The 13946-nt window shown below is 65.0% G+C and carries 13 protein-coding genes; 11 read left to right on the top strand and 2 right to left on the bottom strand.

All coding sequences use genetic code 11. The features are described 5' to 3' along the window. Positions 1-88: 88 nt before the first annotated feature. A complete protein-coding gene (locus DW178_RS10085; protein WP_158574182.1) occupies positions 89-2953 on the top strand; it encodes a YfhO family protein in 2865 nt (954 codons plus the stop codon). A gap of 199 nt (positions 2954-3152) precedes the next feature. After that, complete coding sequence (locus DW178_RS10080; protein ID WP_118351134.1) at positions 3153-4115, top strand: glycosyltransferase family 2 protein; 963 nt, start codon at positions 3153-3155, stop codon at positions 4113-4115. 393 nt (positions 4116-4508) lie between these two features. Here DW178_RS10080 and DW178_RS10075 read toward each other — a convergent pair whose 3' ends face one another. Continuing rightward, positions 4509-5060 (bottom strand): NYN domain-containing protein, encoded by a 552-nt coding sequence (locus tag DW178_RS10075; protein ID WP_118351131.1) that lies wholly within the window; start codon positions 5058-5060, stop codon positions 4509-4511. 183 nt (positions 5061-5243) lie between these two features. Here DW178_RS10075 and DW178_RS10070 point away from each other — a divergent pair, with 183 nt between their 5' ends. The 3 genes from DW178_RS10070 to DW178_RS10060 all read left to right on the top strand — a co-directional run bounded on the left by DW178_RS10070 (position 5244) and on the right by DW178_RS10060 (position 8454). Then, positions 5244-6155 carry a site-specific integrase gene (locus tag DW178_RS10070; RefSeq protein WP_118351129.1) on the top strand — a complete coding sequence of 304 codons (912 nt, stop codon included), beginning with the start codon at positions 5244-5246 and terminating at the stop codon, positions 6153-6155. A 5-nt stretch (positions 6156-6160) separates the two neighbouring features. Beyond that, a complete protein-coding gene (locus DW178_RS10065; RefSeq protein ID WP_199669295.1) occupies positions 6161-7477 on the top strand; it encodes a tyrosine-type recombinase/integrase in 1317 nt (438 codons plus the stop codon). 233 nt (positions 7478-7710) lie between these two features. Further along, positions 7711-8454, top strand: coding sequence for a hypothetical protein (locus DW178_RS10060; protein ID WP_114538220.1), 744 nt, complete (start codon positions 7711-7713; stop codon positions 8452-8454). A gap of 100 nt (positions 8455-8554) precedes the next feature. Here the strand turns inward: DW178_RS10060 and DW178_RS10055 are convergent, their stop codons facing one another. Further along, positions 8555-8923, bottom strand: coding sequence for a helix-turn-helix domain-containing protein (locus DW178_RS10055; RefSeq protein WP_118351124.1), 369 nt, complete (start codon positions 8921-8923; stop codon positions 8555-8557). Positions 8924-9078: 155 nt separating this feature from the next. Here DW178_RS10055 and DW178_RS10050 point away from each other — a divergent pair, with 155 nt between their 5' ends. The 6 genes from DW178_RS10050 to DW178_RS10025 all read left to right on the top strand — a co-directional run bounded on the left by DW178_RS10050 (position 9079) and on the right by DW178_RS10025 (position 13873). After that, positions 9079-9318: a hypothetical protein gene (locus DW178_RS10050; protein ID WP_118351121.1), complete on the top strand. Its 240-nt coding sequence runs from the start codon at positions 9079-9081 to the stop codon at positions 9316-9318. Further along, positions 9315-9545, top strand: coding sequence for a helix-turn-helix domain-containing protein (locus DW178_RS10045; protein ID WP_117716748.1), 231 nt, complete (start codon positions 9315-9317; stop codon positions 9543-9545). The genes DW178_RS10050 and DW178_RS10045 overlap by 4 nt, the downstream gene beginning before the upstream one ends. A 151-nt stretch (positions 9546-9696) precedes the next feature. After that, on the top strand, positions 9697-10764 hold the full coding sequence (locus DW178_RS10040; RefSeq protein WP_118351118.1) for a hypothetical protein: 1068 nt from the start codon (positions 9697-9699) through the stop codon (positions 10762-10764). Further along, on the top strand, positions 10761-11504 hold the full coding sequence (locus tag DW178_RS10035) for a hypothetical protein (RefSeq protein ID WP_117716750.1): 744 nt from the start codon (positions 10761-10763) through the stop codon (positions 11502-11504). The genes DW178_RS10040 and DW178_RS10035 overlap by 4 nt, the downstream gene beginning before the upstream one ends. 4 nt (positions 11505-11508) lie before the next feature. After that, positions 11509-13542, top strand: coding sequence for a VirD4-like conjugal transfer protein, CD1115 family (locus tag DW178_RS10030; protein ID WP_158552023.1), 2034 nt, complete (start codon positions 11509-11511; stop codon positions 13540-13542). A 115-nt stretch (positions 13543-13657) separates the two neighbouring features. Further along, on the top strand, positions 13658-13873 hold the full coding sequence (locus tag DW178_RS10025) for a hypothetical protein (RefSeq protein ID WP_015540155.1): 216 nt from the start codon (positions 13658-13660) through the stop codon (positions 13871-13873). Positions 13874-13946 lie beyond the last annotated feature (73 nt).

Here is a 13946-nt window from a genome sequence, read left to right as displayed (position 1 = left end):
CCGCTTGGGGTTGTTCCCCGACTTGACTCCAAGTAATATCGACTGCGGCCCCACGAAGAGCCGCTACCCGAAAGGACCCTTTCCTTCTATGGACATCGCCTGCAACACCGACAAGGCCCGACGTCCCGCGCTCCGTGCGTGGGCGTCGCCTGCCATATGCTACGCCTCCGCCCTTGCCATCCCGTTCGGCATACTGGTTGCCACGTTCGCGCTGCTGGGCATCTACCCGTTCGGCGACGTGTCGGTGATGATGCACGACATGCCGGTGCAATACGCCGATTACTTCGGATGGCTCATCCAGGTGATGCATGGGGAAGGTAACCTGCTGTACAGCAACGCCGCCGGCCTTGGTGGCGGCATGTTCAGCCTGTTCACCTATTATCTGTCGAGCCCCTTTAATCTGCTGGCATGGTTTTACACGCCCGAAACCGTGCCGCAGCTGCTCTCGTGGCTGACGTTGCTGAAGATACCCGCCTGCGCGGCGGCGTGCCTGGGCTTTCTGCGCGGGCGCTTTCTGGCCCCCGAGGCGGCCACCTGGCGTGAGGCGCGCGCCCTGGCCGCGGCGGCGCCGACGACGAGCCAAGGGGCGCTGGTGCTGCTTTCCTGCGCCTATGCGCTTTCTTCTTACGTTTTGGGCTATGCCAGCAACATCATGTGGCTTGACGGCGTGATCATGGCGCCGTGCGCGCTGCTGGGCGTGTGGCGCCTTATGCAGCGCCACGCATGTGCCGGGCTGTTCGCCGCGGCGGCAGGTGCCATCTGGTTTAACTGGTACACGGGATATATGGTGTGCCTGCTGTGCGTGCTGTACTTCCTGTACGAGCTGGCGCGCCGCACCGAGCTGCGCGGGCGACGCCTGCGAACCTGCGGACGCTTCGCCGCCGTCATGGCCCTTGCCGTTGGCGCCGGGATACCGGTGCTGCTGCCCACAGCGCTGTCGCTTTTGGGCGGCAAGGGCGCGCACGCGGGACTGGCCTCGCTTGCGTTCGAAACGGGCCTGGCCCGCAACCCGCTCGCCGTGCCCGATCTGTTCGGCATCGGCACCACGCCCGGCATCACCACGCAGGCCAATCGACCGGCTGTGGTGATATCAGCGTTCGCCCTTGTGGGCGCGGGCGCGTTCTTCGCCAACAAGGCCATCGCCGGGCGCGATCGCGTGGCGGGCGGCGTGCTCGCCGGCTTCATGCTCGCAAGCCTTGTCCTGCCGCCGCTTACCACCATTTGGGCCGGTTTCGTGCCTGAAAGCTCGTACACCAACCGCAACGGATTCGCGATCCTGCTAGTGCTGGTCATGCTGGCAGCCGAAAGCCTGCTTGCGCTGCGCCGCCTGCCTGCGCGAACCGCGGGCGTGCGCGCTGCCGTCGGCGGCGGTATCGTGCTAGCTGCCTTTGCCGTTTCCGCGGCGTTTCTGCGGTTCGTCAAGCATGCGTTGCCGCAGAAAGACGAGCTTGTTCTCCTGGAGTGCATCTTGCTTGCGAGCTTCACCGTGCTGATAGCCGCTTTGGCGCTTGTCGGAAAGGCTGCCAAGGGCGATCAACAGGCGCTCGTCTCCCCCGCCAAGCGCACCGATGCGCCCAAAGCCGCGACTTACGCGCTGTGCGCGCTTCTGGTGGCGGCGTTCGTAGGCGAGCAAGCCTTCGACGCGCAAGCGCAACTGAGGAAATGCATCCACACCGTCAGCGGCTATGCCGAGGACCTGACTAGCCTTGAGGACACGTACTCCACGCTCAGCGCGGGGCAGGACGGCTTCGTACGCGTGGGCAACACCAGCGCCTACTGGAGCAATGGCAGGAAGGGCGGCGGCAAGGACAACGGCTCGGACAACATGGCGCTCATGCTGGCGTACAGCACCTTCGACCACTATTCTTCCACGCAGGAATCGCGCATCCAGGAGCTGCTGCGCAACCTGGGCTACAGCAAGGTCACGCCGTTCGGCACCTACTATATGAGCCCGAACACCGTGGCCGATGCGCTGCTCGGCGTCACCAATATCATCGACGACGGGCAGCCGGCGGCCGCGCAGGCCGACGGCTCTGCAGTGCCGCGAGGCAGCTGGCGCCCCTGGCGCAACGAGCTTGCGCTGCCGCTTGGCTGGGGCACTGCGGGAACCGTCCAGGTGAACTGGAGCGACGACCCCTTCGCGAACCAGGCGGCCATGCTCGCCGACGCGGCCGGGCTTGACGAGAGCGCGGCGGAGAGCCTGTTCACCGCTCCGGACGTGCGCGACGCGGACGAGCTGGAAGGCGCCGCGGGCGCAAGCGCCGACGATGTCAGTAGGCAGTTCGCCATCACTGCGCAAACCGATGGGCCGCTGCTGCTGTTCTTCCCCACCCTGTATCTGGACGACATCTATTACGAGGGCGGCATCGCCTGCAGCTTGAGCGTTGACGGGACCAACGTGCAAACCATCGGGCGGCGTGGGTCCTGCAACATCGTGTACGCCGGTACCGTTTCCGCAGGTCAAACGGTTACCGTGAAGCTTACGCCTGCCAACACGGCGCAGGTGACGTACCACAACGACGGCTCCACGACCACCGTGGATGAAGCGCTGTACCAGCCAAGCGCCGAAGAGGTGGTCAAGGCCCAGGTGCTTGACGTGAGCAGCCTGCAAAACCAGCTTTCGCGCATCGATTCCGACGGTTTTGCCCTTTCCGCTTACGAGAACGGGCGGATCGCGGCAACGTTCACCGCCGATCGCGACGAGACGCTCGTGATCAGCCAGCCCTACGAGGACGGCTGGACCGCCACGGTTAACGGCCAACCCGTCGAGCTGCAGGCGGCTTACGATGGGCTGATGGGAATACCGGTGCAAACCGGTGACAACGTCGTCGAGCTTCGCTACCTCACGCCAGGACTTATCCCTGGCGCGGTTGTGGGCATTGCGTCCGTTACACTGTTCGCCGTATGGCGCATAGCGGCGCGCAGGCGTAGCATGTCGCATGATGGCGAATAATCGAACGATAATCGGCCAGGTATGCTTGTACGGTGATGGCCCAGAAGCCGCAACGGCGGCTGCAAGGCGGCTCATCGCACTGCAGCGAACCACGCTCGGCCGCGTCGATTCGCCCTAAGGCGCTACCGCACGCCCACTTCGCAAGAAAGCGCCGCACCCGACAGGGAACGCGGCGGCAAAGCTAGATTGGAACGAACACATGAGCGACGCCCTATACGACCTGACGCTGGTGGTCCCCTGCTACAACGAGGCAGATAACATCCCGCTGTTCTACAAAACGGCCACCGAGTGCTTCGAACAAGCAGGCGTGGACATCGAGGTCGTGTTCGTAAACGACGGCAGCCAAGACGGCACCGCGCAGCTTTTGCGGCGCGTAGTCGAATCTGCACGCGGGAAGCATGCCGTGCAGGCCATCGACTTCTCACGCAACTTCGGCAAGGAATCAGCGCTGTACGCAGGCATGCAGGCGGCGCGCGGCAATAATATCTGCCTTATCGATGCCGACATGCAGCAAACGCCCCACGACGCGCTGCGCATGTACCGCCTGCTCATGGAGAACGCCGACGTCGACTGCGTGGCCGCATGCCAGGTGGACCGCAAGGAGGGCTTCGTGCTGAAGCTGTTCAAGCGCGCGTTCTACCACACGTTCAACGGCATGGCCGACGACATCTCCATCCCCGCAAACGTCAGCGACTTCCGCGTGTTCCGCCGCCCCGTGCGCGATGCGCTGCTCACGCTGCCCGAGCGCGAACGCTTCAGCAAGGGCCTGTTCGCCTGGATCGGCTTCAACACGCTTGAGATTCCCTACGAGGCCGAGCAACGCGCCGCCGGAACCAGCAAATGGTCGTTCAGGAAGCTGTTCCGCTACGCTGCCACGGGCATCTTCGGGTTCACCACCTGGCCGCTCAAGATCGCGGTATGGCTGGGCAGCCTGTGCGCCGTTGCAGCGGCAATATATCTGCTGTCGGTGCTGGCCGAGTACCTGCTGTACGGAACGAACGCCCCGGGCTACCCCACGCTGGCATGCCTGATCCTGCTGTTCGGCGGCCTGCAGCTGGCTGTGCTAGGAGTGATCGGCGAATACCTGGGCCGCGACTACATTGAGAACAAACGCCGCCCCATCTACCTGGCAAAAGAGCACCTGGACAGCACGAAGGAATGAGAAAGCGTCCCGGAAGGGGCGTTTTCATTCGTGGGACACGCTACCCGCACCCCATTGCCCATGTTTCGGGAACCGCTTAGCTGATGTTTCGGGAACCGCCTAGCAGGCCCCACAATGAGTACGATTCGCCGATGGCGAATGGCGCCGAGCAGAATCTTCTGGGCGGTTTTGCAGGCTAAAACGCACTTTGGAGCAATGCTGACCTGGGGTTTTATCGATGCAACCGTAAATCTAAGCATCCAAACCACCCAGAACCCGGAACTCATGGCGAAAATTGGCCCCAAAACCTGCAAAACCGCCCAGAACTATATGAGCGAGGTCGATTCAAAGATGCCCGCCCGTGCAAGGGCGTTTCGTTTCGCGAATCACCTGGTCAGCTTGTTGGGAAAGCCGTTATGCTCCGTCGCGCATGGCTTTGAGCTTTTCCAGAACGTCCGGTTTAATCCGGTCACCGAGCGTGCGCTTGAGCGCCACCTTCGGCGTTTCGTCAAGGTGCACGTCCTCGTAGTACATGCCCACCTCGCGCGAGAACCCGTTGGAGGACATGCGATCGATGCCGCCGCCGAACACGGTGTCCTGGATGGTGGCGTCGGACGTGACCACCATGGTTTCCACGTTGCGCACGCGCGCGTCGTGGGCCAGCTTCTCGATGACCTTGTCGGCCGAGGTGCCGGCGGGGCTGAACATGATACGCACGCCGCCGATAGTCTCCACCTCGCCGGTGGAGAACTGGTTGTCACCGCCGTCGAACACGATGACGGCCTTGTATTCGCGGCCGGCGAAGTTGATGACGTCGTTGATCAGACGCTCGCGCGCCGTGTTGAACGCATCATCGGTATAGTCGGGATGCGCGAACGCCTCTTGATAACGCGACCCCGAACGCAGCACGTTGTAGCCGTCCACCAGCAGGATCTTCGGGCGACTTGCGGTTTCTTTTCTAGCCATTTCGTTCCAACCCTGTATCAAATCCTCAAACCAATACCGACATTTGCGCTGCTAGAAGCATAAATCGTCCTTCCAGACGGAGATAGGTCGGATTACCCTGTCTCCATCGAAAGAACCGCCCCCGGAGCCATCTCGAGCCATGCGGGAGGCATGTTTCCACATCACCAGAAAGGAGGCCGGACGTTGCCGGAAGCGAGGATCAGGTCGGTCAGGGAGCTCAGATGCGGCGTGTGGGAGGTTGACATCATCGACGCGTCGCGCAAGAGGCTCCGCAGGAGGTTCCGGGCGGAAAGCGCGGACGGCGCGCGCGCCGCCGCGCTCGCATCCCTGCCGGGGCCGAAGGCGTGCACCCTCGCCGAGACCCTGGACCACTACTTCGAGATCCTGACGGCCAAGGGGACCTCCAGGAAAACCATCGCGAACTATCGAAAGGAATGCAGGGCCCTCGGGGCGATAGTGGGCTGCGCCGTCGACTCGATAAGCCCCGCCGCGGCGGCATGTTCGCTCGAGTCGGCCGAATCCCGCGGCATATCGCGCGTCCGCTGCTATCGGCTCAAGACCATCTGCGCCGCCGCGGGCAGACATGCGCTCGCCGACGGGCTGTGCGCCTCCAACCCGTTCTCGGAGGTCCCGTTCGACGTGCCCCGTCCGCCCAGGAAGAAGCGCCCGATCTCCCCTTCAGGCCTCAAGGCCGCGCGAGCGCTCGGCGCATCCGGATCGGGGCATTCCGCCGCGGCCATCGGCCTCACCCTCGGATGCGGCCTCAAGCCCGGCGAGATCTGCGGGATACTCGCCGACGACCTCGATGCGGAGCGCATGACCGTCACCGTCCGCGGAATCTGGCGGGAGAGCATCGGCGAGCCGAACTTCTTCGTCGCATATCCCGAGCCCTCCGTGATGCGGCTGCCGGCATGGCTCGGCAGCGCGCCGTGCTCCTGGGCCGCTGCGGCCGGATCCAGGCTGCTGCTCGAGAAGAACGGCCGCCGCCGCGACGTGGAACACCTCAGAAGCGATACGAACGAGCTGTTGCGCATCGTGGGCGCCGGATGCACGCTCTACGGGCTCAGGCTCGCCCATGATGAAGAGGAGGATTGAGGAACATGCACTACGAAAGGGTCTCCCTCGCCCGCCGCGGCGGTTCCTGGAGGATGAGCTACCGTGCGGTCTACGATGCCGAGCACAAGGGCGATCGCAAGTGGGTCACGATCGGCGCCGCGGCGAGCCGCGCGGAAGCCGAGCACCTTGCGGCCGAATACCTCTACAACCTCCCCCGCGACCCGGAAGACGAGCGGCGGGCCGCCGCCATCGAGGCGACGGAGGGCCATATGCCCACGGTCGGCGAGCTCAGGCAGGACGACATCGACCATGCGCTCTCCGTCGGCGCCATCGAGAAGTCGACCTATACCGGCTACTGCCAGCACGTCAGGCGGCTGGGCGACCTGGGGGAGATCCCCGTGGACAGGGTCACCGCCCAGGACGTGCAGCTCTACATCGACTCGCTCGTCGAGGACGGGTACTGCTCCGAGACCGTGAACCTCATGCTCTGGACGGTCAGGGAAACCCTCGAGCTCGCCAGCTTCCGAATGCTCCGGACCCCGCTCGACCTGCGCAGGATCCGCGCGCCCAAACACGACCGCCCGCTTCCCCGGGCGCTCTCCGCCGAAGAGAAGAACGCGCTGCTCGCCGCCCTCCCATGCATCCACGGCCCGCTCGACGCGATAATCCGGCTCGCCCTGTTCGCAGGCCTCAGATGCGGCGAGATCTGCGCCCTGCGCTGGACGAACGTCGATTTCAAGCGGCGCATGGTGCGCATCACGAACGCCATCGGCGCGCTGCCCTCCTCCAACGGCTACCTCAAGGGGCCGAAGAGCCCGGCCGGCATGAGGGCGCTGCCCATCGCGGACGGGCTCATGGAGGGGCTGGAACGCCGACGGGCGGAGCAGGAGGCCCGCTGCCGCGATGCCGGCGTCCCGTTCACGGACGAAATCTTCGTCGTCGGCGACATCGACGGCGCGTTCATGGTGCCGAAATATGCCAACCAGCTGTTCAGGACGTTCGTGCGGACGTTCGACATCGGCGGCGGAAAGTGCGGCCTGCACCGCCTGCGGCACACCTTCGCCACCGAGCTCATCATGTCCGGGGTCAACCCTAAGACCGTGTCCAACTGGCTCGGGCACACGGACCCCTCCTTCACGCTTAAGATCTACGTGAGCTCCAGCCCGGAGAACCTGCGTGCGAGCGTCGATACCGTCAACGAGGTCATGGCGCTGCCGGAAGGATATGACGGGCAGGGCTCCGAGCTGCCGGCGCGCATCCGGGGCGACGAGAAGAAAGAGGAGGCGGAAGAGCCCGCGCCCGATCCCAAGGCGCCGCGGCCGGTGAAGATCATCTCATGGGAATCGCTCGCGTGCGGCTAGCCCGGGGATTCGCAGATGCACGGGCGCGTTTCCGCGCCCGTGCGTACATGCGTAAATAAGAAAATGCGCGAATGTGCGTATGCGCATGTACGCGTTTGGGTATATGTGCGAATATGAAACCGCACCGCGTTCGGCTTCCCGTGCGGGAAGGGCGCATTGCGCTCGGCGCGGCGCGGGCGGATAATCGGCAGGGCGCGGCATCCCGCCGCGCCACCATCCAAGGAGCGACCACCATGGGCCTTTTCAAATCGAAGCGCGACATCCCCGACGAGGAGATCTACCGCCCCGGGGACAGGTACTTCGACCCCGAGCTCATCAAGTCCAGCGACCTCATGAGGCGCTGGTCGGACCTCTACAACGCACATGAGGCCTCGACCCATGTAGTCGAGGAGGGCTACACCGCGGAGATCGCCGTAGTCGGCACGCTCTACGACACCTTCTACATGACGGGCGACATCGACGTGCCCGGCGCCGTCGAGATGTGCTTCACGCCCGAGCAGATCCGCGAGCACCCCGAATACGTCACGTACAACGCGTTCATCCCGCCCCACCAGCTCGGCTACACCATGGACGAGGTCGACACGTCGCGCACGCATTGCAGCGTCGTGAACTACGTCGCCGTGCCCGAGGGATATTCCGTCGCGCTCGGGCAGGACGGCCGGCTCCACCTCTACGACCCGCAGGACAACGTGTGCTGCGTCACGATGCCGAAGATGTTCCAGCCCTGGTTCGATATCGAGTCGCCCATGGGGCATATAGGCACCCAGGCGCGCCGCCGCTACCTCGTCAGCACCCGCAGCCCGTTCGAAGACGTCGGGCATGCCGCCCACCGCTTCGCCGAGCACGACGACCCCGAGACCGGGGAGCATTGGATCGACACCGACGCCCATGCCATGAGGGCGCCGTCCATCGCCGAGGACGAGCCTGTGCAGGCGGAGGCGCCGTCGTGCGCCCGCGCGCTCCCGCGCAAGGGCTGATTCGCGCAGATGCCCAGATTCCTAACTGCGCAGATGCGCAGCTATAGATATATGCGCATGCGCATATATGCCGGTGTGCTGATGTGCGCACGCGCACGGCTCAGAAGTCCTCGGCCATCGCCCTCGCGACGTCGAGCAGGGTCCTCTGCTTGGCCGGGTTCATCATGTCGTAGTAGGTCCGCATCTTGCGCCAGCGCAGGGCCGATTCGTCCTTCTTCCTGCCGCCCGCCCTCGGGTCGCCGATCTCGGTGAAGGCCGTGACCATGTTCACGCCGTACTCGTTGAGCAGCGTTCGCAGGTCCCCCGGCGACACCCACAGGGTCCCGGCCTCGTACTTGTACACCGTCGTGGCCTTCTTGCCGATGACGGCGCCCGCCTCATCGCCCTTCAGCCCCGCATCGTAGCGGTAGCGCTTGAGCTGCGCCGCCAGCTCGGACTTCTCCGGAATCCTCGACCTCATCGAACGCATCACTTCCCTCCATGTCGAAACGCACGGGGCATTTCTACCCCGTGCTGGCAAGTATCGCACCGCGCGCCATCCACCCGTTCCTATACTGTTCCCGTCGGGGGTCGATACGGCCCCGATACTTTCGGTATCGGAATATGGAACGGAAGGCTTCCGACATGAACAGACAAGACGGCATACACCTGGACGCCCTCGCCGCGGCGCTCGCGGAGACCGGCGACACGGCTCTCGATATCGTCCGCGGCACGGGGATACCGCTGCCCAAGGTCCTGAGGCTGCTCGGGCTCTCCACGGCATCGAGGGCCGCGCCCGCGCTCGACGGGCTCGAGATCGTCCAGCTCTGCCTCTACGCGGAGCTCCCGCTGTCCGCCGTCATGGATGCCGAGGAGGGGCAATGAGCTCAGTCATCGAGGACCTGGCGGCTCTGCCGAGGTTCCTGACCGTCAAGGAGACGTGCGCCTTCCTGGGCGTCAGCGCGTCGACCGTCAAGAGGTTCGTCAAGTCGGGGGACCTCAGGCAATGGACCCCCGAGCGGGGGCACCGCAAGATAACGCGCGACTCCGTCGCCAGGCTCGTCGGGGTCGACCCCGCCGTCATCCCGAACAGGCGGAAATCGACTGAATAGGAACGCCCGCAAACGGTTATAATGCCACCGTCGATGGTCCGGCCTGCCGACTGCATCGACCTCACCACCTGACCTTCCGCCGACCCCGGCCACGCCACCTGACCCCAGCAGGCCCATATCCATACCTGCTCTACAGAAGGGGTCAGAAGAAATGGCAGCAGAAGACGAGGCGGTACAGCTCGCGTTCAGGACCGGCACGGCAGCCGTGCAATCAGCCTCAGAAATCATCAAGTACCTGCTCGAGGGCCTGGCTCAGGCGCGGCGAGCCCGCGCGGCCGGCAACAGGAACGACCGCATACCGGCGAGATTCGCCCGCGCCCTCACGCACGGGGCCGCGAACGCGATCGACGGCCACGGCGAGAAGGGCATCGTCTCCGCCGAGACCGTGCGCGCCCAGAACCCGGACCAGTACCGCGAGGCCATGGTCTTCCCCGGGGCGGTCGCCGACAATCGCGAGGACATCCAGAAGCTCAAGCGCGAACTCATGAACCACGGAGTGAAGTTCTCCGTATTCGACACCGTCAACCCCATGGACGGAAGTCCCGCGGTCTCCATCGGCATCCAGGGCCGGGACATGGACATCATGACCCAGGCGCTCGTCAACATCGGCGTCGAGTCCTTCGGCATGGACCGCAAGGAGCTCGAGGAGTGCGCGCGCGGCATCGAGCGCGACGGCCAGAACCGCTATCCCCGCGCCTTCAAGCGCAACGGCATCAGCTGGGAGTTCGAGCGCACCGGCGACGGCCGCAACAGCTGGGTCGGGTCGGCCGGCGGCCACTCCCGAGAGCAGTATCGCGTGACCCTCGACCCGGACAACGAGAACAAGGCCTCCTTCGAATGCACCCGCAACGGCCGCCCCGTCGCCAGCGCCGAAGTCGATGCCACCCAGGGACCCGAACTCTGGAAGACCGGCTCGGACGGCAGCAAGGAGTTCTACAACGAGATGAAGGCCGAGGGGGCCGCGTTCGCGGCCGCGCCCGGCATGGTGCTCGAGGCCGCCATCGACCGCGGCTGCTTCATCTCCGAGAACAAGAAGAAGATCGACCCGAAGCAGGCCGCGGCCGCCGAGAAAAACGCCGCACTGCTCAGCGAGGCCTTGGGAAACTCCCGGGCCGCCTCGCCTGAGTCCCCTGTCGGACAGACGAAGGCGGCCAAGAAGATCGCCGAGAGCAAGATGCAGCCCTCCATGCCTGCGCGCAACGAGGGGATGCACCGATGATCGACCTTGAGACCCTGGCCGCCTCCTGCGCGACGATGGCCGACGAGATCGTCGCACGCGGCAGCTCCGACACGTTCAGATACGACGCCGACGGCGTCCTCGAGTTCGGCGACAACCCTGAATACTATTCGCCGCTCTCGTCGGCCGTCACCCGCAGCGCGTTCCCCGAGACGGCCCGCGAGTACGGCTACACGAGGGAATACCTCGAGCAGGCTGAGCGCCGCCTGCTCGCCTGCGTCATCGGGTACTGCGCGCTCGACGGCGAGCTCGCGTCCATCCGCGACGGCGGCGAGGACCGCGACGGCTTCCGCGTCAACCCGCTCGACGTCCATGAGGTCCTGCTGTGCGCCCGCACCGCCCCGTCCGACCCGCGCGGATGCGCGGCGCTCGCGGGCGCCATCAAGGGCAACAGGTACGTGGACGGCGAGGAAAGCTACCTCGACCGCGCGATGGCCCACATGGACTACAACTACGCCAAGCTCGCGGGATCGCGCTGGTCCTACCCCATCGCCGAGCTCGACGGGTTCCTCGCCATGTTCCCGCCCGCCCGCTCCGAGCAGGGGCCCATCGCGGACCGCGTGCTCGACAGCGCCTCGATGCGGCTCAAGACGTTCTTCGCCCTGTCGATGCCCATGGCCGACGCCGCGACCGGGTTGCCCGGCGACGAGGCCGAGGGCGGCAAGCACTACCACCGCGCCGCGGCGCCCGACGATGGCGGCCGCGCCGCGGAAGAGGAGTAGGCCAATGCGCACCCTCAGGGGATTCCTTTATCTTATCCTCGGCGGCACGCTGTGCGGCTGGATGTTCAACCGCATCGCCGCCTGGTTCATCGACAACCCGCTCACCGTCGGCTCCAACCACACCGTCGCCGAGTGGGCCGTGATCCTGCAAGACCCGTTCTACCTCGACTCCCGCACGATGCCGTTCTTCTTCCTGGCCTTCGGCGCCATCGCGCTGGTGGCCATGACCAAATACGACTGGACCGGCGAGCGCGAGGAGCAGAAGAAGCTGCGCGGCGAGGAGTACGGCAACCAGCGCTGGGCGCGCGACGACGAGATGCAGCAGTTCGCGCACACCTCGACCGTGAAGCGCGTTCCCATCCGCATCCCGCAGCGCACCCGCGACGCGCTGCGCTTCGCCCGCAACAACCCGAAGGACTTCATCAAGGCCAGGCTCGGCATGACGAACAAGGTGGCAAACCCCAAGCCCGACTACGTCGAGAAGATCGAGGACGACAACATCATCCTGTCCGAGCGCGCCGAGCTCCAGATGTCCAAGATCCCGGACCCGGCGCTCGAGCGCAACAAGCACGTCTACGTGCTCGGAGGCTCCGGATCGGGCAAGACCTTCAACTTCGTCGGCCCCAACCTGCTCCAGCTCAACAGCTCGATCGTGACGACCGACCCCAAGGGCGACACGCTCAAGCAGTACGGCAACTTCTTCCTGCGCCACGGCTACAAGCTCAAGGTCGTCAACACCAAGCCCGACCAGATCAACCAATCGATGCACTACAACCCGCTGCTCTACCTCCAGGACTCCACCTCGATCATGCAGATCGTCAACCTGCTGGTGGAGAACACGTCAGGCAACGCCGAGGCCGAGAAGGAGGACTTCTTCGTCAAGGCCGAGAGGCAGCTTTACATGGCGCTCATGGGATACCTCTTCTACTTCTACGCCGACCAGCCGCAGTACCAGACGTTCCCGCAGATGCTCGACCTGCTCCAGCTCGCCGGCAAGGACAACCCCAGCCAGACCAAGACGCCGCTTGACATCATCATGCTCGGCACGACCGCCGAGGACGGCTTCCAGGGCTTCGAGGAGTGGATCGTCGCCAACCACGGCGGCGACGAGGCTGCCGCGCAGGCCTCCGAGGAGTACTTCGTCATCAAGCAGTACAAGGGCTTCAAGTCCACCTCCGGCTCGCCGGAGACCGAGGCCTCGGTCATCGCGTCGTGCAACGTCCGCCTGGCGCCGTTCGCCGTCTCGGCGGTCCGCGAGTTCTTCAGCGAGGACGAGCTGGAGCTGGAGATGATCGGCCAGGAGCCCACGGCGTTCTTCCTGGTCATGTCCGATACCGACAAGACGTTCAACTTCATCCTGGCGATGCTGCTCTACCAGCTGTTCGACGTCAACACGGCCATCGCCGACAAGAACCCCGGCTCGCACTGCAAGATCCCCGTGAACTGCATCCTCGACGAGCTCGCCAACATCGGCCGCATCCCCGACCTCGACGTCAAGATCGCGACCCTGCGCTCGCGCTGGATCTACATCACGGCCATCCTGCAATCGGTCACGCAGCTCAAGAAGATGTACAAGGACAACGCCGACATCATCGAGGGCAACTGCGACACGACGCTGTTCCTCGGGCGCTGCGATCTCGAGACCAACAAGAAGATCTCCGAGCGCCTGGGCAAGTTCACCGCCACGGTCCGCAACCGCAGCGAGTCGCACGGCCGCCAGGGCAGCTGGTCTGAGAGCGAGAACAAGATCGGCAAGGAGCTCATGGCCGCGGCCGACCTCGGCAACAACCCCGAGAAGTTCAGCGGCGACGACTGCATCGTGTTCATCAAGAACGCCTTCCCGTTCCTCGACAAGAAGTACAGGACGATCGACCACCCGCGCTACCACGAGCTGCGCGAGGTCGGCGAGTTCAACCTGGACGACTGGAACTGGGACCGCAAGTGCGAGCGCGAGCGCGCGCACCGCGCCGAGGTCGAGGAGATGCGCTGGCGCATCGAGGAGGCCCGCGCGTTCTTCGACCCCGAGTTCTTCATGTAGGAGACCCCCGGCGGGGGAGACCCCGGCGGTCGACATATCTCACCCGCCGCGGCGGGTCAACAGGGCGCCAACGCCATACGGGCGGCGCCGCGACAACAGAAGGGAAAACCCCAACATGGCTTTCTTCAACCAGCTCCTGAACTACCTCTGGCAGATCCTCACCTTCGTCGGCGGAATCACCGCCGCCGTGGGCGTCTTCCGCTGGGTCTCCGGCGGCAAGGCCCACGACGCGCAGGCCCAGGAGGGCGCGGTCTGGGTCATCGCCCTCGGCGGCGCAATGGCCGCAATCGGCCTGGTCGGAGGCAGCTACCTCACCTTCCCCACGATGTAGGGACGACGGAGGGAACTCCATATGACTGCTCTAACGGGAAATTTCAGGCGCGCGGGCGGGCCGGCGGCCCCCA

Source organism: Eggerthella sp. AM16-19 (genome assembly GCF_003474385.1).
Classification (GTDB): domain Bacteria; phylum Actinomycetota; class Coriobacteriia; order Coriobacteriales; family Eggerthellaceae; genus Senegalimassilia.
The sequence above is the reverse complement of the archived record's forward strand: the minus strand, read 5'-3'. Positions and strand labels throughout refer to the sequence as shown.

What these genes read in the sequence shown, in the direction of transcription:
- DW178_RS10060 (WP_114538220.1), top strand. Translation starts at nt 7,711, where the DNA reads ATGGGCCTTTTCAAATCGAAGCGCGACATCCCCGACGAGGAGATCTAC.
- DW178_RS10025 (WP_015540155.1), top strand. Translation starts at nt 13,658, where the DNA reads ATGGCTTTCTTCAACCAGCTCCTGAACTACCTCTGGCAGATCCTCACC.
- DW178_RS10035 (WP_117716750.1), top strand. Translation starts at nt 10,761, where the DNA reads ATGATCGACCTTGAGACCCTGGCCGCCTCCTGCGCGACGATGGCCGAC.
- DW178_RS10055 (WP_118351124.1), bottom strand. Translation starts at nt 8,923, where the DNA reads ATGCGTTCGATGAGGTCGAGGATTCCGGAGAAGTCCGAGCTGGCGGCG.
- DW178_RS10040 (WP_118351118.1), top strand. Translation starts at nt 9,697, where the DNA reads ATGGCAGCAGAAGACGAGGCGGTACAGCTCGCGTTCAGGACCGGCACG.
- DW178_RS10085 (WP_158574182.1), top strand. Translation starts at nt 89, where the DNA reads ATGGACATCGCCTGCAACACCGACAAGGCCCGACGTCCCGCGCTCCGT.
- DW178_RS10065 (WP_199669295.1), top strand. Translation starts at nt 6,161, where the DNA reads ATGCACTACGAAAGGGTCTCCCTCGCCCGCCGCGGCGGTTCCTGGAGG.
- DW178_RS10075 (WP_118351131.1), bottom strand. Translation starts at nt 5,060, where the DNA reads ATGGCTAGAAAAGAAACCGCAAGTCGCCCGAAGATCCTGCTGGTGGAC.
- DW178_RS10050 (WP_118351121.1), top strand. Translation starts at nt 9,079, where the DNA reads ATGAACAGACAAGACGGCATACACCTGGACGCCCTCGCCGCGGCGCTC.
- DW178_RS10045 (WP_117716748.1), top strand. Translation starts at nt 9,315, where the DNA reads ATGAGCTCAGTCATCGAGGACCTGGCGGCTCTGCCGAGGTTCCTGACC.
- DW178_RS10030 (WP_158552023.1), top strand. Translation starts at nt 11,509, where the DNA reads ATGCGCACCCTCAGGGGATTCCTTTATCTTATCCTCGGCGGCACGCTG.
- DW178_RS10080 (WP_118351134.1), top strand. Translation starts at nt 3,153, where the DNA reads ATGAGCGACGCCCTATACGACCTGACGCTGGTGGTCCCCTGCTACAAC.